21 protein-coding genes are annotated in these 22395 nt (G+C 54.3%); all 21 read right to left on the bottom strand.

Annotated elements, in window-relative coordinates:
* Positions 1 to 115 precede the first annotated feature (115 nt).
* A complete protein-coding gene (gene ispD / locus ACMTNU_RS08950; RefSeq protein ID WP_413934895.1) occupies positions 116 to 826 on the bottom strand; it encodes a 2-C-methyl-D-erythritol 4-phosphate cytidylyltransferase in 711 nt (236 codons plus the stop codon).
* A 138-nt stretch (positions 827 to 964) separates the two neighbouring features.
* Positions 965 to 2530: a DegQ family serine endoprotease gene (locus ACMTNU_RS08945; protein WP_413934894.1), complete on the bottom strand. Its 1566-nt coding sequence runs from the start codon at positions 2528 to 2530 to the stop codon at positions 965 to 967.
* 28 nt (positions 2531 to 2558) lie between these two features.
* Positions 2559 to 3482: a class I fructose-bisphosphate aldolase gene (locus ACMTNU_RS08940; RefSeq protein ID WP_413934893.1), complete on the bottom strand. Its 924-nt coding sequence runs from the start codon at positions 3480 to 3482 to the stop codon at positions 2559 to 2561.
* Positions 3483 to 3524: 42 nt separating this feature from the next.
* Positions 3525 to 4529, bottom strand: a complete 1005-nt coding sequence (gene fbp, locus ACMTNU_RS08935) for a class 1 fructose-bisphosphatase (protein ID WP_413934892.1) — start codon at positions 4527 to 4529, stop codon at positions 3525 to 3527.
* 50 nt (positions 4530 to 4579) lie between these two features.
* The gene (locus ACMTNU_RS08930) at positions 4580 to 5419 is read right to left on the bottom strand and encodes a DUF3108 domain-containing protein (RefSeq protein ID WP_413934891.1); all 840 of its coding nucleotides are present in this window, start codon (positions 5417 to 5419) and stop codon (positions 4580 to 4582) included.
* Positions 5413 to 6813 carry a phosphomannomutase/phosphoglucomutase gene (locus ACMTNU_RS08925; RefSeq protein WP_413934890.1) on the bottom strand — a complete coding sequence of 467 codons (1401 nt, stop codon included), beginning with the start codon at positions 6811 to 6813 and terminating at the stop codon, positions 5413 to 5415. Before ACMTNU_RS08925 ends, ACMTNU_RS08930 begins: the two co-directional genes overlap by 7 nt.
* Positions 6814 to 6887: 74 nt before the next feature.
* On the bottom strand, positions 6888 to 8375 hold the full coding sequence (locus tag ACMTNU_RS08920; protein ID WP_413934889.1) for a mannose-1-phosphate guanylyltransferase/mannose-6-phosphate isomerase: 1488 nt from the start codon (positions 8373 to 8375) through the stop codon (positions 6888 to 6890).
* An 18-nt stretch (positions 8376 to 8393) separates the two neighbouring features.
* Positions 8394 to 8969 (bottom strand): KdsC family phosphatase, encoded by a 576-nt coding sequence (locus ACMTNU_RS08915; protein WP_413934888.1) that lies wholly within the window; start codon positions 8967 to 8969, stop codon positions 8394 to 8396.
* Between the two features lie 167 nt (positions 8970 to 9136).
* Positions 9137 to 10015, bottom strand: coding sequence for an NAD-dependent epimerase/dehydratase family protein (locus ACMTNU_RS08910; protein WP_413934887.1), 879 nt, complete (start codon positions 10013 to 10015; stop codon positions 9137 to 9139).
* Positions 10008 to 10907 (bottom strand): glycosyltransferase family 2 protein, encoded by a 900-nt coding sequence (locus ACMTNU_RS08905; protein WP_413934984.1) that lies wholly within the window; start codon positions 10905 to 10907, stop codon positions 10008 to 10010. The genes ACMTNU_RS08910 and ACMTNU_RS08905 overlap by 8 nt, the downstream gene beginning before the upstream one ends.
* 435 nt (positions 10908 to 11342) lie before the next feature.
* Entirely contained in the window at positions 11343 to 12419 is a 1077-nt protein-coding gene (locus ACMTNU_RS08900) for a glycosyltransferase family 2 protein (RefSeq protein WP_413934886.1), read from the bottom strand.
* A 105-nt stretch (positions 12420 to 12524) separates the two neighbouring features.
* Complete coding sequence (locus ACMTNU_RS08895) at positions 12525 to 13664, bottom strand: radical SAM protein (protein ID WP_413934885.1); 1140 nt, start codon at positions 13662 to 13664, stop codon at positions 12525 to 12527.
* Positions 13661 to 13999, bottom strand: a complete 339-nt coding sequence (locus ACMTNU_RS08890) for a hypothetical protein (RefSeq protein ID WP_413934884.1) — start codon at positions 13997 to 13999, stop codon at positions 13661 to 13663. Before ACMTNU_RS08890 ends, ACMTNU_RS08895 begins: the two co-directional genes overlap by 4 nt.
* Before the next feature lie 29 nt (positions 14000 to 14028).
* On the bottom strand, positions 14029 to 15117 hold the full coding sequence (locus ACMTNU_RS08885) for an alpha-ketoacid dehydrogenase subunit beta (protein WP_413934883.1): 1089 nt from the start codon (positions 15115 to 15117) through the stop codon (positions 14029 to 14031).
* Positions 15110 to 16072 (bottom strand): thiamine pyrophosphate-dependent dehydrogenase E1 component subunit alpha, encoded by a 963-nt coding sequence (locus ACMTNU_RS08880; protein ID WP_413934882.1) that lies wholly within the window; start codon positions 16070 to 16072, stop codon positions 15110 to 15112. Before ACMTNU_RS08880 ends, ACMTNU_RS08885 begins: the two co-directional genes overlap by 8 nt.
* An 18-nt stretch (positions 16073 to 16090) precedes the next feature.
* On the bottom strand, positions 16091 to 17614 hold the full coding sequence (locus tag ACMTNU_RS08875) for a PfkB family carbohydrate kinase (protein ID WP_413934881.1): 1524 nt from the start codon (positions 17612 to 17614) through the stop codon (positions 16091 to 16093).
* Between the two features lie 6 nt (positions 17615 to 17620).
* Positions 17621 to 18205: an SIS domain-containing protein gene (locus ACMTNU_RS08870; RefSeq protein WP_413934880.1), complete on the bottom strand. Its 585-nt coding sequence runs from the start codon at positions 18203 to 18205 to the stop codon at positions 17621 to 17623.
* A gap of 11 nt (positions 18206 to 18216) precedes the next feature.
* Positions 18217 to 19203 carry an SDR family oxidoreductase gene (locus tag ACMTNU_RS08865; RefSeq protein ID WP_413934879.1) on the bottom strand — a complete coding sequence of 329 codons (987 nt, stop codon included), beginning with the start codon at positions 19201 to 19203 and terminating at the stop codon, positions 18217 to 18219.
* A gap of 42 nt (positions 19204 to 19245) precedes the next feature.
* Positions 19246 to 20346 (bottom strand): radical SAM protein, encoded by a 1101-nt coding sequence (locus tag ACMTNU_RS08860; RefSeq protein WP_413934878.1) that lies wholly within the window; start codon positions 20344 to 20346, stop codon positions 19246 to 19248.
* A 439-nt stretch (positions 20347 to 20785) separates the two neighbouring features.
* Entirely contained in the window at positions 20786 to 21802 is a 1017-nt protein-coding gene (locus ACMTNU_RS08855; RefSeq protein ID WP_413934877.1) for an NAD-dependent epimerase/dehydratase family protein, read from the bottom strand.
* Between the two features lie 386 nt (positions 21803 to 22188).
* A complete protein-coding gene (locus ACMTNU_RS08850) occupies positions 22189 to 22386 on the bottom strand; it encodes a hypothetical protein (RefSeq protein ID WP_413934876.1) in 198 nt (65 codons plus the stop codon).
* Positions 22387 to 22395: the final 9 nt, after the last annotated feature.

The following is a 22395-nucleotide window of genomic DNA, read 5'->3' as shown; positions in this document are numbered from 1 at the left end:
CCTTTTCCCAGTGGTCACAGCTCACTCATCAACAGTTAAAAAGTTCGAAAGGGAGACGTTGTAAAGTTGGAATTCATACAAATGCATTCCCAAAGCACTTTCCACCTGTTAACTTTCACGCATTTGTGTTTGCTTTCCTCGACGCCAAAATCGCCTCGCCAATCACCATGTCTTCAGGCCTTGTCACCTTGATATTCTCCCCGCTCCCTTCCACCACCACGACCGAATGCCCAGCCCACTCGAATAAAAATGCGTCATCGGTTGCATGCACTCCTTCCGCATGAGCTTTGCGATGGACGTTCAACAATGGCTCCCGTCGAAACGCCTGTGGTGTTTGAGCCAGCCAAAGCGGTTGCCGATCAACGGTTCGTTCGATCCGATGGTCCGTTCCAACCTGCTTGACGGTATCACGCATCGGCAGCGCGATGATCGCCCCACCCTCTCGGCCTGCAGCCTCAACCACATCAGCCACCATCTGCTCCGTCAGAAACGGACGTACCGCATCGTGCACGACAACAATCTGTGCCTCCTCCGGCACATGTTCCAGGGCATGCCGAACTGAATCCTGGCGTTCGCTTCCTCCTGCCACTACCCGTCTGATTTTTGAAAATCCAAATCGGACAGCGAGATCATTGAGGCAATAATCGAGATCAGCCTGCGGCACAGCCAAGATGATCTGGTCGATGACGGGAGAGCGCTGAAGAACTCGAAGCGAGTGCACGACCAACGGCTCACCGCCCAACGCCAAAAACTGCTTGGGAACGGCGCCACCCATGCGAAGACCTCGTCCTGCGGCAGGGACGACGGCCACAGTACAAGTATTCACAAAACGAGGCTCAACGGATGATTCTCTTCATTGCGGACAACTCGATGATCACTATCGGCGACCTGTTAGAAAATTCACAAGGTGGAAAGTCCAGATAGGAACTGTTTAACCTTCTAACCTTTCCACTTTCCAACTGCCTCATGGACGAAGCGTCAGATAAATCGTCCGTCCCTGCCGTTTGAGCAAAAGCAACACCGCCTGATCCTTCGGCAGCTTGTTGGCAATCCGCTCAAATACTTTTACCGAGGTGACTGCTTGGCGATTGACCTCGAGCACGATATCACCTTCACGAACCCCCATCTCCTCAGCAGTACTACCGACCTTGACCCGTACGATCACGACACCGCGCTCGCCGGACTTCAATCCATAGCGACTTGTCAACTCTTCGTTCAGGTCACGCACATCAAGACTGGACAAGATCCCGATCGGCGTCGCTGAGTCCCCCCCGTCTTCCTCACCGCTTTGCGTCATCGACTTGGGTTGCTCGACAATGGTGAGATCGATGGTCTTGGCCTTCTTGTCCCTGATAATCTTGACGACCACCTTTTTCCCAACCGGCGTCTGTGCCACGGCATTACGCAGATGCGTCGGAGAATCCATCGGTTTCCCGTCATACTCAACGATCACATCGGCTCGCTCGAAGCCGGCCTTCTTGGCCGGGCTATCATCCATGACATCGCTGACGAGCACACCCTTTGTTTCAGTGATGCCAAACTGTGACGCCAATTCCGGCGTCAATTCCTGAATCGAAACTCCCAGCCACCCACGCACGACTTTTCCAGTCTGGACCAGTTGCCCCATAATCGATTGCGCCATATTGCTCGGCACGGCAAATCCGATCCCCATATTGCCACCGCTCTGACTGAATATCGCGGTGTTGATCCCTACCAGTTCACCCCGGACATTAACCAAGGCTCCCCCGGAATTGCCTGGATTAATGGCAGCATCGGTTTGGATAAAATCTTCATACTCAGCAATACCGGCTGCTCGCCCGAGTGCACTGACTATCCCCAGGGTGACAGTCTGCGTCAGTCCGAACGGATTACCGACAGCCAGGACAAACTCTCCCACTTCCAACTTATCCGAATCGGCCCATGGCACGCTCGGAAGCCCCGTAGCTTCGATCTTCACGACCGCCACATCCGTCTTGGGGTCGGTGCCGATCAACTTCGCTTTGAACTCACGCTTGTCCGACAAGGTCACGCGGATCTCATCCGCCTTGCCGACGACATGATTATTAGTAATGATCAACCCACTCGATTCCACAATCACGCCCGACCCCAATCCTCGTTCTTTCTTTTCCTTGGGATGTTCGAACTTTCGAAAAAACTCGTCACCAAAAAACTTTCGAAACAGCGGATCGTCGAACGGGGTCGCGCCTGAACCTTCCCCACGGCCGCTCTTGGTCGCATAGATATTCACCACCGCCGGCTTCACCGACCTCGCAATATCGACGAATGTTTGGTTGCCCCCGCCCAGGATGGGCTGCGGAGCCGTCGAGACTGGTCTGACGACAGGAGGAGGCGACGGTGGTGCAACAGACGATGCATCTGGCACAGCATGGCCATTCGACAACCACCCAAGGTCCGAGGCCACGACAAATCCGATGATTATTCCAGCCGTCAGCAAAGCCGCTGTGACAACCCAGTTTTTCTTCCCTTGTGGGGGCTTCGGACTCGACTCGAATTGATTCATAGTATGCATTCGCTTTTATCCATGACCGTAGGAGCGCTCACTGAATCGCGCCGCTGTAAATCCCCATGATCGTCTGGAGAAACTTGGTGGCCTCCGCCTTCGGTCTCTGGAAGGAATTCCGTCCGATAATGCTGCCAAACCCTCCCCCATCCCGAATCCCACGAGCTTCCTCAAACACATTCTTATCTTCGCTCTTCGCTCCACCGGAGAAGATGACGATCCGCCGTCCGTCGAATGAACTCTGGACCACATGTTTGACTCGTTCTGCCAACGTCTTAATCGAAATCTGCGTGGACTCGTACACTTTCTTTGCGGCAGCCTGTTCCAAGTGCGCGGTCGGCAACTTCACCTTAATAATGTGTGCGCCCAATTGTGCCGCGATCTGTGCCGCATAGGCCACGACATCCATCGCGGTCTCACCTTCCTTACTCAGAGCAGATCCTCGAGGATAGGACCACACCACGACTGCCAGCCCACAGGCCTTTGCCTCCTCAGCAATGGCCTGTAGCTGTTCATACATCGCGTTGCAATGGGCGGACCCAGGATAAATCGTGAACCCGACAGCCGAACACCCTAATCGCAAGGCATCGTTCACACTACCTGTGACTGACGGCAACGGATCCTTGTCATCATGCAAGACATCATGATTATTGAGCTTGAGAATGAGAGGAATCTGCCCCGCAAACTCACTGGCTCCTGCTTCTAAAAACCCGAGCGGTGCCGCATAAGCATTGCAGCCGGCATCAATGGCGAGTTGAAAGTGATAGTGTGGGTTGTACCCGGATGGATTCGGCGCAAAACTCCGAGCCGGACCATGCTCGAATCCCTGATCAACCGGGAGAATGACCAACTTGCCGGTCCCAGCCAATTTCCCGGAACGCAGCATGCGGGCAATATTCGTCTTCGTCCCGGCATTGTCGCTACCATACCAACTGAGAATCTCTTGCACCCGATCTCCCATAATTCCCTCCAGACTACTCCCACATGTCAACACGATGCGTGGCTATGCTGTCCCTTGAATGTACGCCTCAGCCTGCTCGACATCGAGAGGACTCCCGATAATCAACGGTACACGCTGATGTAACTTCCTGGCTTCCACATCTAGAATTTTCGTCGTGCCCGTTGAGGCCTTTCCTCCAGCTTGCTCAATCACAAACGCCAACGGGTTTGCTTCATACAGCAGCCGCAGCTTTCCTTCCGGCTTGTCGACTTCCCCTGGATAGAGATAGATACCTCCTCCAAGCAACAATCGATGCACATCAGCCACCAGGCAGCCGGAATACCTCGCACTATAGGGGCGCCCCGTCGCCTTATCAGTGACCTTAAGCGAATCGAAGTACTTCCTTATTCCATCAGACCACTTATTATAATTCCCTTCATTGGCGGCATAGACCTTGCCTTTTTCAGGAATCCTCATCCGCTCGTGCGATAACAAATACTCTCCGATGTCAGGATCAAGCGTGAACCCATAGACGCCTTGCCCGACGGTGTACACCAACATCGTGCTCGATCCATACAGGAGATACCCGGCCGCGACTTGTTCGGTCCCTCGGCGGATCAAATCCGCTTCTGTCGGCAATCGATCCGTTCGCCCATACTTGAGCACGGAAAAAATGGCCCCGAGCGGCATGTTATTGTCCGTATTGGATGAGCCGTCCAGCGGATCGAAGAGCAGCATGTACTTGCCATTTGGCCAATTATTCGGCAGCAAGATCGGCTTTTCCATTTCTTCCGAAGCCAGGGCACAAACATGCTCGCTGGCTTGAAAAACTCTGACAAAGTCATCGTTCGCGATGGCATCCAGCTTCTTAACGGTCTCTCCCTGGACATTGGTCTCCCCGGTCGTCCCGAGAATATTGATCAACCCTGCACGCCGAAGATCGTGGGAGATGAGCTTGCCGACCAGGCCAATTTGGGTCAACAAACTGGAAAACTCTCCAGTTGCACCCGGATAGGACGCCTGACTCCGAATGATAAACTGGCTTAATGTGGTGGGAAATTGTCTCATGCTGCGGCTCAGTATAACGGGTTTATCCTGCGTGGACAACAACCTCCTGTTCAAAACCCCGGCTTCACACTACTGACTCCCGACCAACCATCAACGAGGTCAGCGACAATGGCACCAAGTACGACTTTCGCTTTCATGCGGACTGGGGTCTTTCGCTCATCATTGGTGACCCAGACATGAATATCCCCTTTATTCATGAAAAGACCATGGAACGGCATGATCACCCGCACTCGGACCGTCTCCGCTTTCCCCCAGCCTCCTTCCAAAGTCTCGATTCCTTCGACTCGGACTTCCACTGGGCGGTTTTTCTTATCATGATACACATTCATCTTGAGTGAGGCTCCCGGCTTGGGTGGCAAGACCGCGCGGGTGTAGTACAGGCAGGATATGATGTCGTGGGTCCCGGCTGGAATGGATACGGACTCGGTCATCCCTCCTCTCACGGCAGTGACCGTCCCTTCCTTCTGGTGGAACGTGTATTCGATATCCTCTTTCTTTTTTCCTTCGCGCCGCCGAAAGGTCAGATGTTCCGGCGTGAGCGTCTCTAGATCCAATTCCGACTCCACTCGATTATCAACCGGAAAGAACTTCGTGATGATCGGTGTAGACTGCGCCGTCCCGATCAGCCTGGCGAGGGAAGCGGTCCCTCCTCTCTCCTCCGTAGGAGCCACTTCCATCACGGCGATGGCAGCAGTCAGGTTGAGCCAGGACACTTCGTAGGTCAGCCGTTCTCCGACCGTGAAGGGACGGGTTATTTCGCCCACTCCTTCAGCGGTGTTTGTTCCAAGGGGAACCAGGAGGGTCAACGCAACAGTCCCTATGGCGGCAGGACGACCGATGCTGGCACGGAGGCGAGCAAGACCAATCCACGTGGCGACGGATGCTAGCACGCGAGCGCTCGTTTGGCCTCCCTCAGCTCTTCCTCAATCAGCGCTCGAATCGCATTGAGTTGGTCGGAAGAGGTCGCTTCAAATCTCAGCACTAAAGCCGGTTGAGTATTGGACGCCCTGATAAGGCCCCATCCATCATCGAATATGGCACGGACTCCGTCGATCGTGATCAGATTTCTCAGTGCCAGCTTCTTCGGGCCAAGGCCCTGTTCGGTCTTCAGATATTCCGTGAACCTCTTGCGAACCCGCTCGACTACCTCAAACTTGGCGGTATCTGGAAGATCCACTCGTATCTCAGGCGTGACGACAGACTGGGGCAAATCCGACACTAACGCCGACAGCGGCTGCTGAGCTTTTGCCAAGATTTCCACGAGCCGACAGGACGCATACACAGCATCGTCATACCCGAAATACCGATCTGCAAAAAACATGTGCCCGGACATTTCCCCGGCCAACACTGCCGCCTCTTCTTTCATTTTTGTTTTGATCAAGGAATGTCCGGTCTTCCACATCACAGCACGTCCACCACGCTTGGCAACGTCATCGTAGAGGCATTGGGACGCTTTAACCTCCGAGATGATCGTACTCCCCGGCTTCTCGGCCAGAATATCTCGAGCGTACACCACCAGGAGACGATCTCCCCAGAGCACCTGCCCCTGCTCATCCACTGCCCCGATTCGGTCTGCATCTCCATCATAGCCGATTCCGACATCAGCTCGATGCTCCTTCACTGCTTGCATCAAGTCAGACAGGTTCTCCAACACCGTAGGATCCGGATGATGGTTGGGGAAACGCCCGTCCAAGTCGCAATACAATCCCGTGACCTTGCACCCCAGCAATTCAAGCGCTTGTTTGGCAACAAGGGATGCAGCGCCGTTCCCGCAATCAATCACGACATGCAACTGTTTAGCCTTGACATGAGGAAAGCTTTTCTTGATGTACGCCAAATAGTCAGGGATGATCGGATACTCGGAGAGTCGCCCATGCCCTGACGCGAAGACGCCCGCTTCCATCACACGCCGCAATTCTTGAATGTCATCTCCATGAATCGCCGTTTTCCCGAGACAGATCTTAAACCCATTGTACTCCGCCGCATTGTGACTGCCAGTGATCATGATGCCACCGCCGACCGGAAGGGTAAATAACGAGAAATACACCAACGGAGAGGAGCAGATCCCGATATCGATCACGTCCATCCCGCCGGCTAACAGCCCCCTGAGCAGCGCCTGATGTAACGCGGGAGAACTGAGACGGCCATCACGACCTACGCTGACCGTCTTGACTCCGTGTTTGTTTGCATAGGTGGCGTAGGCAAGCCCCACTCGCTCAGCCAACTCCTCCGTCAGCTCGGTGCCGACGATACCTCGAAGATCATACTCACGAAATAGACCCATAGGTTCGTTATTCGTAAAGCGTTATTCGTGAAACGCGGGAAGAAATCTCCGTCTTGGTCATCCCGATCGACGCTTCACGCTTCACGCTTCACGCTCCTTCCGTAATCATCCTTGAAGCGAACGATATCATCTTCTCCAAGGTACGGGCCGTTTTGCACCTCGATGATATGCACGGTCTCACGCCCTGGATTTTCCAGGCGATGCCGTGTCTTCACCGGGATGGCCGTACTCTGCCCAACGCGCAAGTCAAAAATTTCTTCTCCCCTGGTCACTCGTGCGGTACCGGCAATCACCACCCAATGTTCACTCCGTTGATGATGCATTTGAAGTGAGAGGCGCCCGCCTGGGTTGACGGTCACCCGTTTCACTTTGAATCCCGGCCCCTCTTCCAACACGGTGTAGGAGCCCCATGGCCGCTGAACGGTCAAGTGTTCCAAATGCTCCGGCGCTTTTTGTTGCTTCAGGATGTCGACGACCTTTTTTACATCCTGCGCCCTTGATTTCGGACAGACCAAGGTCGCGTCCGGTGTATCGACTACGACCATATCCTGCAATCCAATCGTCGCCACAACCCGCCTGTCGGCATAGACAATCGAACGGCGACTCTCTATGTCGACCACTCGCCCCGTCGTCACATTCCCGGCCTTATCGCTCGAGGCCACTTCATCCAAACTTCCCCAACTCCCGACATCCGACCATTTGAACGCCACCGGAATCACAGCCGCCTTCGGCGAACGTTCCATCACACCATTGTCGATGGAGACTGGTTTGATGGCTCGATAGAGGTCTTCAATGGCCGACTTCGGTGCCTGATTCACCTGAAGTTCTTGGATTCGAACCATCGCTCTGGCTATGGCAGGCTGGTGACGACGAATCTCTTCCAAAATCGTCGCGGCCCGCCAGATGAACATTCCGCTGTTCCAATAGTAGTTGCCGGATTTGAGATACTGCATCGCCTTGGCAAGGTTAGGCTTTTCCACAAATTTGTGAACCGAGAAGCCCCGCAACCTCCCACGTTTCCCCAGCACAACCTTGTTGTTGGGCTTGATGTAGCCATAACCAGTTTCCGGGCGAATCGGCTTAATTCCGAAGGTCACCAAGGAACCCGCTGCTGCCAATTGACAGGCCAGTTGAACCGCTGCTTCGAAATCTCGCTGACCGGTGACCACGTGATCGGCAGGGACAACCAGCATCATCGCCTCAGGATCGCGCCGCTGCGCTTCCAGCGCAGCCAAGGCAATGGCGGGAGCCGTATTCCGGCCTTCCGGTTCCAGCACAAACCCATCAGCAAGATCCTCTTTCCAATCGGCCAGTTGCACACGAATGAGATCGGCCTGTGCCGCGTTGGTCGAAATCAAGACTTTGGCTGCCGGAGCACAGCCAAGCACACGCTGCATGGTTTGTTGGATCAAGGTATGCTCACCGCCGATCCGCAACAGCTGCTTCGGAAACAGATGTCGGCTCAAGGGCCAAAACCGGGTCCCGCTGCCTCCGGCCATAATGACCGGATAGAGATGGTTGGACAGCTTGAGGTTTGAGGTTTGAGGCTTAAGAGAAGTCATCCAGCATAATCTCCTACCCTATGAACGGTTTCCTGAACTTGAAACGTGGGACTTGAAACTTGCAACCTGCCCCTGCGCCAACAGAATCATTTCCACAAGCTCTCTAACCGCACCCTCGCCCCCCTTCAACCGACAGATATAGTCAACGACCTTTCGGACTTGAGGCAGACCGTCTGCGGGGGTCGCAGAAAAACCCACCGCCTTCAACGCTTCAAGGTCGTTGACATCATCTCCAACGTACGCGATGTGCCTGAGCGAGATCCCATACCGCTCAGCCATGTCTCGAATAACCGACAACTTGTCCATCACGCCTTGGTGAAGCTCTGGAATGGCGAGTTTTTCCGCCCGCCTCGCCACGAGCCGAGTTCGTTCCTGCGTCACGATGGCCGTGATGAGTCCGGCTCTCTGCAGCAGCTTGATCCCCATCCCATCTCGGGTGTTAAACTTTTTCCATTCGTCACCCGATTCGGAATAGTACATACCGGCATCGGTGAGGACCCCGTCCACATCGGTGGCAAAAAGACGAATCCCTCTGAGGACGGCGGGAGACGGCCGCCGACTTGAAGACTTGCCTGTTGTAGGTTTACTCGCCAAGTCTAAGAGGCCTGCTTAGGTGGACTTCTACTGAACCTATCATACCCGACAGGCAGAGCATTGCAAAACAAAAACACGGCCCACCGATCCTGCGTGACACAAGCCTCGTTCGGAGGCTTGGGCCTCACACTTGCGAACAACTCCGACCCGGACCTCAGCTGGAATAATCACGTCGGCATGTCTCCCTGTGAAAGATGAAAAGGCCTGGGTGAGAAACCTAGGTCTCGTGCGGCATCGCCATGATCAAATACCAAGTCACGGTTCATGCGTTCGGCCATTTCCGTCGTCCAATTGCGATATCGCGGCAGCCGACGAAGTGCCGCCACCGCCAGACGAAAGAGCCATCGGGGAATGGTTACGGCCTGCGGGCGTTTACCAATCGCGGCAAAGATTCGGCAGACCATCTCCCTGTAGGACAACGTTTCGCCGCCTGAGAGATTATACGCCCGGTTCCCAGCCGCAGGCACCGTAAGGGCTGACACGCATGCCATGGCAACATCCTCCGCATGCACCGGCTGACGCAAGCCGTCAGCCCGGCCCAATAAGGGGAACCCTCCCCATCGACGGACAAAGCGAAGAATCTCCGTGACATTCTTGTCCCGGCCGTATCCGTAGATCAACGTCGGGCGCAAAATCACCCACTCAACTCCCTGAGTCTCTGCCCACGTACGCAGAGCCTGCTCACCGGCATGCAGTCCACACACAAGCGCCTGTTCATCCGGATCTGGTGAGTCCTTTTTTGCAAAAAGACTCGTCGACGACAGGACCACGACCCGACGAGCATCACTGGCCTCCATCATCGAGAAATACTGAGACAGTACCCAAATCGGGGCGACACATACCCACTCCGTGATGTGAGGGACTTGGGGGGAGACGGCTACAGAAGGCAGGAGCTGCAACCACGTCACCGTTGATTCAGCGTTGCCCGCATGTGCAGACCTGGAGAAGGCAACGATCTGGCGGCCACTTTCCCTCAGCCGCCGAATCACGCATTCGCCGACAAAGCTGCTCGCGCCAAGAACACCGGTCGTCGACGACTCATCCACGCCGAAACCCGAGATACCGCAGTGTGAGCAATGCGGAGTGGTATGATGCGATGCAACCAAATCGCAACCAGATGCCGAACGCCACCAGCCACATCAATGGGCCTGGGTACTGATGCTGAAAAAACTTGTGATAAAACCGCATCATCCCACGGTGCTTATGCCATTCCACGAATATAGGACGAGAACGGCTGCATACCCCTCGATCATGTATGACTCTCGCATCGGGCACAAACATAATTTTCCACCCTTTGCGCCGCAACGCCATACACAAATCAAGATCTTCACAGTGCAGAAAATAACCTGCATCCCAGGCTCCGACATCTCGCATCGCTTCACGACGAACTAGCATACAGGCACCTGATATTGCCTCAACCTCAATAGGGTGCATCGGCAACGGTTGCTTATGCAGATGAAAATCAAGAAACAAGCGTGGCCATCGAGCTCCAAGGCGCGATAAACCACATGCCCGCACAAGAGACCGCCAAGGCGTTGGGACAGCCCGTCGCCCGCCGGCTTGTTCAGTGCCATCGGGGTTGACGAGGAGTCCACCAACCATGCCTACATCAGCGTAACCCGCAAGTGCCTCGAGCAAACGCTTAACGGTCTCCGGCGCCAACACACAGTCGGGGTTGAGAAAAAACAGATATCTTCCAGAGGACATCTCCAATCCTTGGTTACAGGCAGCCGCGAATCCACGATTCGCCCGATTACGCACAACCTGCAACTTCTGGTCACATTCAAATATCGCCTCAAGCTTTTCCATGCTTCCATCGGTTGAGGCGTTGTCGACAACGACCACTTCATTGACCTGATGCAGCACAGACGCAACACAAGATTGAAGGTAACGACCGGAATTGTAGTTCACGATAATGAGTGATACGGCATCGGACATAGAAGACCGCTCAACGGGAACGGAAACGTACGGAGCTGCGTCAGAACTGCGGTCCAGAATTGCCTTCATCAGCATACACACCCTCCATCGAAATACCTTAAGTCCTTCCCAAGTCTCACATTTAGGCGAAACCTAGGAGCACACCTTCGAAAGGCCTTGACGGAACAATACTTACTCAAGAACCGGAAGAGGTATCGCCGAAGAACTGCTAGACCGACGGTATTGGCAAAGCAACTAGACGGTCACCGGGACAACGCGATCACACTGGAACGATCTAATTGTCCATCGACCGTAACAACCCCACTCACAACTGCATGTCGGACGATATCCATGGCGCATTCGAATATTTCGGTGACATTACCGGCGTCCCGCACGCTGCAGCTGCCCACACAAGAGATACATCTGGACTTTGTTGTACCCATCCCGTTTCCCTGCTCACGCCAATGACCGCTTCGCATGTACAATGGATATTTGCGGATTCCGCAATCGATCACGCACCACAATCCAACGAAACTTGATGAGCCTGTACCAAAACATGGGCAGGATATCAAAAGGCCGCAGAAGCAAGAATGCGAGCGCGGTCCGAAGTTTCGAAATCATCATGAATCGCCAGAGCCCACCAAGCCATGCGTATACCCCCCGTTCCCAGGCCCCGCCGATATTCGGCCAGGCACCGCCATCCAGGGCGCGGACCGCGGAGAAACGGATCCGACGACATGTCCGCTCGATGAAGCGGGGAGTAAACAAAGCGGGAGACAATGTTGGCCCCTTGTCCATCACACCCAGCAACAGCGACTCCAAGTGCACATGATCGGTCAAAGTTCGCCACAAGTATCCCCCATCATGTCTTCGCATCACACCGAAGGGAGCCGGACAGAAGATGGCGCCTTTGAGGCTCGAGATGGTCAACGCAGCAAACAGATCCGCAAGACCTCGGTACTCCTGGTCGAACCCCCCGATATGCTGGAGCGTCGCGCGATGGAATAACAGGGTCGTCCCGGTGAACCAATTTCCCAGCCTATTGGCAAAACGTACGCATTCCTGTGGCGTAAGCGCCGTCTCCCGCGTAGCCACGACAGCAGACGGGAACACCTGCTCGTAGTTACCCTCTGCATCCGCCGACCAAACCATAGCCGACCACAAGCCCGTCGGCCCTAATCTGGCGATCGCAGCTTTTGCATGTGCCAATATCTCTCCATCAAGATGGTCGTTCGACGCAAGAAAGAGGACGTAGTCACAGCTCACATACTGAAGGCCAACGTTGAGGGCACCCATTGTTCCCACACGTTCCGGATTCACGACAATCTGCGCTCCAGGCACACCATCCAGGTACCGAGCCGCCAATGCCACACTCTCATCGGTCGAACCATCGTCAACAAGTATGATCTGATCAGGTCGCAGGGCGAGACCAAGCACCGAGGCAAGGCATGTCGGAAGGTATGGCGCATCGTTATAATTCGGGATAACGATGGCCACCGTCGGCTCGCTGTGCTCCGTGACTACGGCAACCAACTTGGCAGCTCCTACGTGATAGACAGCACGCCGCTCCATTGGCCGGTGACCGCGGCATACGCGTGAAGAGAGGTAGTGTCCCGCTTCGAACGCCTGGAATCCGTGCTAAAGAAAGTTATGATGAAGGGGCCTGGCCCCCGTTCCAGGTTGAATGCGTTGAAGACCCTTGGCGTGGTTATCCAATGCGACACTGACATAGTGCTGAATGGGCAGGGTCCCCATCATCGTTTGCGCATCGAACGCCGGCGATGCCAGATAATCCATGGCGCGCCAGTAACGTGTCGATTTCCAGATATCTGTAAACCGCTCTTCGGTAAAGTTCCCGATGTGCAGCTTGGAGTAGCGCGCGTTAAAAAACATGCCGGACGGCGCCACCAGACCGCTGCCGCTGATCTGCAGCAGGAACTGCGGGCCATAGAAACGCTGATAGCTGGGTTTGTCGCCGTCCTTGATCTTCGTCCACTTGACGATCACCTTCGTCTGCTCATTGCTCATGGCCTCGGCTTGTTTCAGTAGATCATGCAAACTCTCGTACCGGCTGTAGTCGATCCCGAGCGTGCCCTGTTCATCATCCGAGCAATGTTTGATGACGGCATAATCCGCCCCAAGATCAAGCCCGAGCTGGGCGAACGGAATGATTTCGTCCTTCAAATGCGGCATCAGGACCATCTGGATCCCGAGCGTGACCGGCAACTTCTTCCGCCGTTTTAAGTCGATGGCATAGCGGATATGTCCAATAGCACGATCAAATACCTGCGTGTGCTCCGGTCCCTTGTACATAATGCTCGCATAACTCTCCGGACGACCTGCCGCCACAGTGAACCGCACCCACGTCAAGGAGGGCAGAACCTGCTCGATTTTCTCAGGTCCCCACTCCCACGCGTTCGTTGCATTGCCGACGTCGATACCGAGACTCGCCGCGTGCTGGATGAACGGTACGTACGCTTTCGACAACGTGCTTTCGCCGTCAGACACGAGCGAGACGCTTCGGATCCCGATTTCAGCGAAATCATCAAGAAGATTCAGCGCATGTTGGGTGCTGATGCTGCTGCGCACCTGGGATTCCTGCATCATCGCGTAACAGAATGAACACATTGAGCCACAGGCACGAGTCAGCGACATGTCGACACTGACGGGAGCGATCCGTTCACCAACCTCCCAGGCTTCAACGCGATCGTAGTGATACGACAGTTTGTGCGAGTCAAGAATCAGTGCTCCCGCTTTGGTCTGAACAGCGGCCGTCATGCTTTCACCTCGATGCCACGGAGATTGCGCAGTGAATTCCTATCCCCCAACGCTTCAACCCATACGGTCAACCCGCTATCGACCGCCGATTTGAGGTAGGCTTCAAGATCCAACAGCACCGTTCCACGAGCACCGGCCGAAAGAGGCGCATTGAGTCTCACGATGACCTGCCCATCATCCTTGGCCGCCACAATCACCAGCAACCTCCGAAACTGTTCCTCACCGGCAGCTATTGCGCTTTCCAGCCGGGACAGACGCTCCGCTTCAGTGCGTATCACCCAGTCTGGAGTGGGAAGAAACGTCTCGGCACTGGCATACTGTACATAACCTCCCATGGGCTCTCCTCTTGATTTGCCGGGCATGGTCAAAACGGACCAGAGAACTCACGATTGGGAACATCGTGCGGGCCCTTGCGAACAAACGCAGCGGACATCCGCTGGTAGCCACCCGTCTCTCTCGATTTTCCCATCAGGTCGAGCGCCGCATCGGCGATTGTCTTAGGGCCCGGGTAATAATCCTCCGCCATAAAATGAGACGTCGGAGTCGGAAAATCCGGAGAGGCGATCCGTACCGGTGGTGCCGTCAGCGATGCGAACGACTGTTCGACAACCTGGCTGATCAGTTCACCGGCAATGCTCCCGGTCCGAAATGCCGTATCCGCAACAATGAGCCGGCCCGTTTTTCTCACTGACGTAAGCACGCTTTCCACGTCGAGAGGGCGCACGGTTCGCATATCGATGACCTCCAGTCCAACGCCCATCTCCGTCAACATCGACTTCGCCGCAATCAACGCCTCAAAGGCCATATATGAGAATGCTGCCACCGTCACATCGGACCCTTCATGCAGAATCCTGGCTGTGCCGATCGGAACACGGTAATAGTGGTCTGGCACACTGTCCGCAACATGATGCAGCCATCGGTGTTCGATGAACAGAACCGGATTGTCGTCTTCGATCGCCGCAATCATCATGCCTTTCGCGTCATAAGCCGTGGTCGGCATGACAACCTTAATCCCCGGTACCATCGCAAACATGGCTTGCAGACTCTGGGAATGCTGAGGCCCTTGCCCCCATCCCCGTCCCACAATCATCCGCACCACCATGGGAACCGACGCTTTTCCATCAAACATGTAGTGCCATTTGGCGGCATTGTTGACGAGCTGATCCATGGCCAGCAAGGCAAAATCGATACGTTGATGAATCATGACCGGCCGCATACCTGATAATGCCGCACCGATACAGGCTCCGGTAAGCCCGTTTTCCGACAGCGGCATATCGAACACCCGACGCGCTCCATACTTTTGACGCAACCCGGCCGTCGTGTTGAAAATCGCTTTCGGATCAGGAACCCCCTCGCCGATCACGATGACGCGCGAATCCTTCTCCATCGCCTGATCCAGGCTTTCGCGTATGGCTTCAGCGAACGTCAGTTGACGCTCCGCGACATCACGCATACACCTTCTCCCAGGCATCCTTGATCGTCGGTTTGCTGCTCGCCAGAGCAAAGTCGAATGCAGCAGATACCTCCTCCCGAATCTGAGTCTCGATCCCAGCGCAACCCAGCTCATCGAGAATGCCCGTCTGCAGGAGGATCGTCTTGTACCGATCAATCGGGCAATTGTTCATGCCGGTTTGAATTTCCTGTACGGAGCGGTACTTGAGATGGTCATCGAAATCCGGGCCGCAATGTTCTCGCCAGCGGTAGGCATCAAATTCCAGGAACTGCGGTCCGTTCCCGCTGCGGGCACTGTCAACTGCAGCGCTCACCAGTGAGACGACCGTCTCTACATCATTGCCATCCGCCACAGCAACAGGCATACCATGGGCCTCGGCAATCCGATAGATGGGCCGATTGGGCTGGCGTTCGTTTCGGCGGGTGTACACGGAAAAGTCGTTGTTCTCGCAGACAAAAATGATCGGCAGCCGATGCAATGCCGCGAAATTGAGGGATTCGTGCACCACCCCTTCTTCGAAACACCCATCGCCCAAAAAACTCACCGAGACATCGTGAGTGTCCTGGAGCGAGGCGGCCCACGCGGAACCAACCGCTAACGGGACCGTTCCACCGACAATCGGCGTGGCCCCCATAAATCCAACCGCGAGGTCAATGAGGTGCATGGATCCACCTCGGCCGCCGCAGCACCCAGTCGCCCGGCCATACAGCTCGGCCACCATCGCATTAAGATCACCGCCTTTGGCCAGATAGTGCCCATGTGCGCGATGATTGCTGAACACCTTATCCTCTTTGCGCAGGGCTGTACACACACCAACAGCAATGGCTTCTTGCCCGATACACAAGTGCATCGGGCACCGCATCATCTGTTCGGCATAACGCGTCGCCAGCGCTTCCTCGACCCGCCTGATACGGAGCATGGCACTGAACAAGCTCCTCCTGGTCTGGTCATGCATCGGCAACCGTCTCCTCAATTATTTGAGCAAGGTCGATACGTATTTTTTTAACGCGACAGGATCAATCGGCTCACGATTACACACGATTTGCACATCCATCGCCGCCGCCACGCTTCCCACAAAGGCGGCGACTTCGCTAGGGAACCCTCTGCCGAGGCAGAGAGACGTTAAGGAAAGAAGTGCATCCCCCGCACCGATACGGTCAATCACTCGGGAAGAGAGGGCCGGCACTTTGTGAAACGCGTTTTCCTTGGCGTCAAACATCATCATTCCTTTGGTCCCACGCGTGATCGCCAAATGACCTGCACCGATATTCGCGGCGATGGATTCAGCGACCTTCTCCAATGGATCATGCCTGTTGTGCGCCGCCAACCGCAGCTCCGGCTCGTTCAGCGACGCAAAACTTGCGGACGGATACCGATTGATGACGTGATAACCCCGATTTCCACTATTGATCTGCGTATTGACCGCAAGAAACCGCGACTTGGCACACAGCAATCGAACCATGTCGTTGGAAATAAACCCATTGCCGAAATCGGCAACTACAACGACATCAAATTTTGCAAGATGGTCCGTCAACCACTGGTGAATGTACGCTCCGGAATCCTCCAACATCGGCTCGTCATGGAAAAAGTACACCTCGAAGAGCTTTGAGAGATCACTGTCGACAAACCGTCTTTTGGTGACCGTCGGCGCATTCTTGAAATACGAAAAAATCGGTGTAATGTTCTGATGCAACTTCTCTCGTATGAACTCCTCATGACTCTGGGTGTCACCCAACCCCGCAACCAAGGTCACCGATTTGGCAAATCGAGCAATATGGTTAGCAACCGCCATCGAGCCACCTGCAAATTGCTCCTCGGTATCATACTGCACGGCTAGTACGTTGCCCTTCCCAGTCTGTCCCAATGGGGACACATAATGATACTGATCGATGATGGCGTCGCCGACGACCAATACATTGAGCGTATCAAGGACTTCGACCATGCGGTGGATTTCACGATCAGGCCACTTCACACGAAACCGATCAAGATAGTCCTTGGTATCGGGACTGAACACCCCGAAATGTTCGTTCAGCAGACTGCTGGAGCTAAATGTGATCTCATCGGTGTAAAAGATTTCACCGCCATGCGCGTGTACGGCCTCCTGCTCACGAATGATGTTTCCCGTCACATCATTGCCATGAGAGCGATACTCGCTTCCTTTGGCGTAGACGCTCGGCTGGATTTGATGCAGGGCATCGACAGCAGTCACGGCATGGTTGATCGCCACGAAATCAACGCACTCTAACGCCGCGAGATTTTCGGCCCGTAGCAGTTCGTTAAAGATCGGACGACCAGGACCTTTGTTGACGTATGCATCCGCAGTCACCGTCACAAGGAGGATATCGCCTTCTTTTTTCGCGCGTTGCAGATAGCGAATATGGCCGGTATGCATGAGGTCGAAGGTGCCATGACAGAGAACGACGCGTTTACCCTGCTCCCTGAATTCGTGGGATTGGCCGGCGAGTTCATCTAGGCTGAGGATCTTTCTGCTCGACATACTGTATCAACCCACCAAACCTGCCCCGAACCTGTCGGAGAGATTGTGCAACAAGAACTGATGACCGACTTCCACCAATCCATAATCCGTCGAATTGATCCAGAGATTCAGATCACCGAGAAAGCGGAGCGGATTGTCCTGCGCAAACCCACTGAATGTCACAACGTAACCTCCCGCAATGGTCGCCTCCGTCACGGCATTCCTGATATTCATGGACTTCCCCGAACTACTGATGGCAATCACCACATCACCCGCTTTGACCAGTTGCTTGACCATTCGCCCGAGTGCGTTCTCGTACCCGAAATCATTCGACATGCAGGTCATCAGAGAACTCTCGTGCAACGTTGTCGCTCTCAACTTGGCAACGTTGAAGAAGTCGGTGACGGCATGGCTCGCCACGGCGGCGCTTCCTCCATTGCCGATCACATAGAGATGCCCCCCATCATTACGGAGTTGATTCAATCGGCGCCAAAGATCCTCCATTCCCGCTTCAAGAAACAGAGCCGACCCATCCCTCTGGGTTACTTCACAACGAGTGATGAGATCGGAAAATTCAACCACCCGAGCAGCAAGAGCAATCTCTTGGATCACTATTCTTCTCCTTAGACGCCCAAGTGCTGAAACCACGCTTGGGTCGCCTGGCTGATACTTGAAGGATCCCATACTGGCGCATCCTTCCAGTCGTTGATATTCCTCAGCATCATTTCCACTCCGGCTTCAAACGTAACCTTCGCCTTCCAGCTCAGAAGGGTTTCAATTTTTTCGACGGATGCAAACGTGCAATCAGGTTCACCCGGACGCTTGGGGATATGCACGACCGATCCTCCCAAGAGTTCGACCAAACGATTGACGCTGTAGTGATTGCCGCTGCCCACGTTCATCGCGACACCCGTGACCGAGGACTCAGCCGCGGCAAGAAACGCGCCGGCAACGTCCGTCACGTAGGTGAAGTCACGGGTTTGCTTGCCATCGCCGACGACGGTATAGGGCTGCCCGTTTAGCTTCTGTGCTAGAAATACACCGAAGACGGCCCCGTAGGCCCCGCTTGTTCGAGAACGTGTTCCGTAGACATTGAAGAGCCGCAATGAAAGCGCGGGGAGTTTATAGACCTGAGCCCAATGCAGTACCAGCTCCTCGCCCAAATACTTCGTCAATGCATAAGGATATTGCGGTTTGATCGGAGATGATTCGGGCGTCGGATAGGTGTCCGGGATACCGTAGCTTGATGAGGAGGCTGCGTAGACGAACCGCCTTGCACCGCACATCCGCGCACACTCAAGCACATTGAACGTGCCGGTGACGTTCGTGCTGTAATACTGTGCCGGCATTTCGATTGAGGGGACGATATCCGCAAGCCCCGCAAGGTGAAAAACCCAGTCCACTTCTCGAAAAGCCGGTTGCAAAGACGGGAGATCGCGAATGTCCGCCTGAACGAAGGTACACCCTGGATTGCTGGTCGCAGCTTTCAGATTGCTCATCCGACCGGATGTGAGGTTGTCCACAACGATGACGTCATGCCCCTTATGAAGCAAGAGCTCCGTTAAGTGACTTCCGATGAATCCTGCCCCTCCGGTAACCACACACTTCATACGACGTTATCCCTCATGTATGACTGGCGCAGTCGCATCAACTCAAATAAAATTAACGTGCTCGATTTTCTCTTCGCGCAGCGTGAATAAATATCGATTCACCTCATCCATCCGGCAATTCTTGCGACAGTCTTTAATATTCAATTCATGCCGCACATAATGAAAATTGGCTTTCCGTTCAGGGCCTTCCCAAATCGACTGAAACGTCCGCTCATTAATGTTTCCATACGCAAAACGCTCGTCCAGCAGATACGCGCTACAGCCATACACCGCGCCATCGGCCATGATATAGGCCCAAAAGAACGGAGTGGCATTGCATTTGGTATAGCGCTCGCTCTCATCTTGAGCGTATTTCTTCATCGTGTTTTCACGAAACACCACATGGAAGGTTTCGGTATTGAGAACCCGAAGCGTATCGGCCAGCTCCAGATAATTGTTGTAGTTGATATCCTCGTACATGTGCGTCTCACTGAACAGGTGTTGAGAATATGGTTTGACAACAAGATAATCAAGACCGATTTCATCCCGGCAAATTTTCGCAAGCAGTTCCATCTCATGCGCATTCTCTGGCAGTAACACAGCTTGCGCTCCCAACGCACACCGCAATCCGGCCCGTCTCTTGGCGGCAACCGCATTCTTAAGATTGGCAATCACCCGATCAAAGTCTCGCTCTTTCGTGCAATGAATCTTGGCATAATTCGCTGCCGTCCCCGCATTCACCGAAGTCTTGATCCACGAAGTCAGCGGAAGCGACCGCTCGATGAACGCCTCATTCAGAGCCGTGGCGTTGGTCGTAAATGAGATATCGATACCGGCACCGCTGGTGGCACTGACGATCTCATTGATGTTTCTATGCAGGAGCGGCTCGCCTTCTCCGGCAAACATGATGCTCTTGATGCCCAAACGCCCCATTTCCGCAACACGCTCCGAGAACATCCCGACATCAAGCATTCGGCTTTTGTAACCGATGTAATCAACGGCACAGAACGTACATCGGTGATTGCAGGCACCCACCGGAGATACCTCGACGTAAATCGGGTAAACGGCTTTTGCTTTTTCCCAATCATCGTCTGCGTCCAAAAACTGCGCGACCCGTTGCGGATGATAGATGAGTTTATGGCTATCAATTCCAAATTTATCCATTTAGTTACCTTTTTCTTGAACGCGTAGCGTACGAGATATGGATATGCGAATAATTCCGTTACGGAATTCCCTGCCTATGGCTACCTCTCATCTGTACGGCATTTTCGTAAAGATGTCCAACCGCATTACAGGATCACGGGAACAGACACGAGTGAATCAAGTCCGACTCCCTCAAAATAGAAGGACAGGCTAGCCATGTAAGCACCGCGCCTACACCACAAGTCTAAACCACTGACAGCCCACGCCGGTGAGCGTACACGGCATTCTGACATGCCGAGCGTACTTCGTGAGGAGGAGTCCGGTTATGTGTCGTCCAAGAATACAATTTTGAGGGTACGCCCGACGTCTTTGGGCAGCACAGGAGGCTTGATATCCGCATTCCTCAGACCTCCGCATTACCCAGTACGTGCTATTGCAGCAGTCTATATCACGTGAATGTTCAGCTTGGCACGGTCATCGTATAGCGTGTCCCGGCGCGCAACAGATCATTCTCACGCTCTGGATCTAGAGCATCAGCCCCACGAGGCCCTCGCAGTTCCAACCAGGCGAGAACCTCTTGGGTTGTAACAGCCAGCGGCCTAAAGCATAGACCGGTGGCAACTGCACGTGTATTGTCTATCGAATAGAGGTGCGCCATGGATGGGGATAGATCACTCCATTCCGCAAGATCCAACCAGCGTTTGCCGGCTGAACTCGTGCGCAGGAATTCTGCATCCACCCAAATTGGCCGGGCATCGCTCCCAGCGGAAGACGTCAATTGCTGCACCAATTGACCGGCTGATATGGGCTGTTCGGGCCCCACAACATTGAAAATCCCTGCGTGCTCTTCTTCAAGCATACGGACGATCCACTCCGCTGCATCGCGAACATCTATGATCTGCCACACCTGATCAGGAGAGCCGGGGACCAGCATCGCCCCACCCGCAGCTGCCCGCCTCACCCAATATGTGAACCGATGCGCCTGATCATAGGGGCCCACCAGACAACCGGGACGCACGATCAGCGCACGATCGCCGTAAATCTTTTGGACGGCCTCTTCACAGGCGGCTTTGAGAGGGCCATACGTTTCCGGCGTCAATGGCGGATCAGATTGCTTGGCTTGAAAGCTAGCTGAAGCACTCGGATAATCCTCACCAACACCACTGACACGTAGGTCAGCATACTGGTTGACACTCGAAATGAAGGCGTAGAGGGGAGTATGCGGATGCAATGCTTCTGCTGTTGCTACTGCTTGTCGAGGAAAATAGCCGCAGGTATCAACAACGGCATCCCATGATCTACCCCGCAGAGGCAATAGATTGAGATTTCGGTCGCCGCGCAATTTCTCAACTTCTGGAAACAACTGCGTATTGCTCAGGCCACGGTTATAATGAGTAACTTCATGCCCTCGCGATAAAAACGCCTCCGTAAGGTGCCTACCCAAAAAAACCGTGCCGCCCAGAATCAGTATTTTCATATGATACGTCTGTGCTTCAGCTTCCGAATACTCCACGAAGCATGGTCAGTACAATCACCTTACTAAGCACCTCGCCCGCAACACATCAATGGAGAAGTCCACTTCAGATTCTTGAATCGTGGGAACCACAGCAGAAGAATACCCACACCAGTAACGCGGAATCAAAGAATCATGCCCTGCAGTTGAAGAGCTACCCCAAAGACCTCATATCACGATGAGGCTCTTAAGAAAAGACTCCCGACTCCGCTTCAGTGTTACCTGACATCCACCCACATCTCACACACCTGCGAGATCCTCCGCGAGACGTAGAGACCTCGGCAGTATGCAGATAACAGCAGGGCGGTCATCATAATGGGATCATACAGCAGAAATCCGCAGTCCTTGGTTTAGGTATTCAGAGTTGCCGACAGGTCCAGCGAGGTTGGGCCAGTTCCCGCACGAAGTGCGCCACATAACCCGTAGCTACCAACCTCATGCATCGACGTGGGAAGCAACACCGATTGATCAACGTCCCAAGATTTGAATTTTTCGCCATGTGGCAGAGCAACCTCATCGTACGTTGCCTGTCCAGCCAAAAGTGCCATATTGCTTGG

This window comes from Nitrospira sp. BLG_1 (genome assembly GCF_047338595.1).
Lineage (GTDB): Bacteria > Nitrospirota > Nitrospiria > Nitrospirales > Nitrospiraceae > Nitrospira_D.
This window is presented reverse-complemented; position numbering and strand designations above follow the sequence as displayed.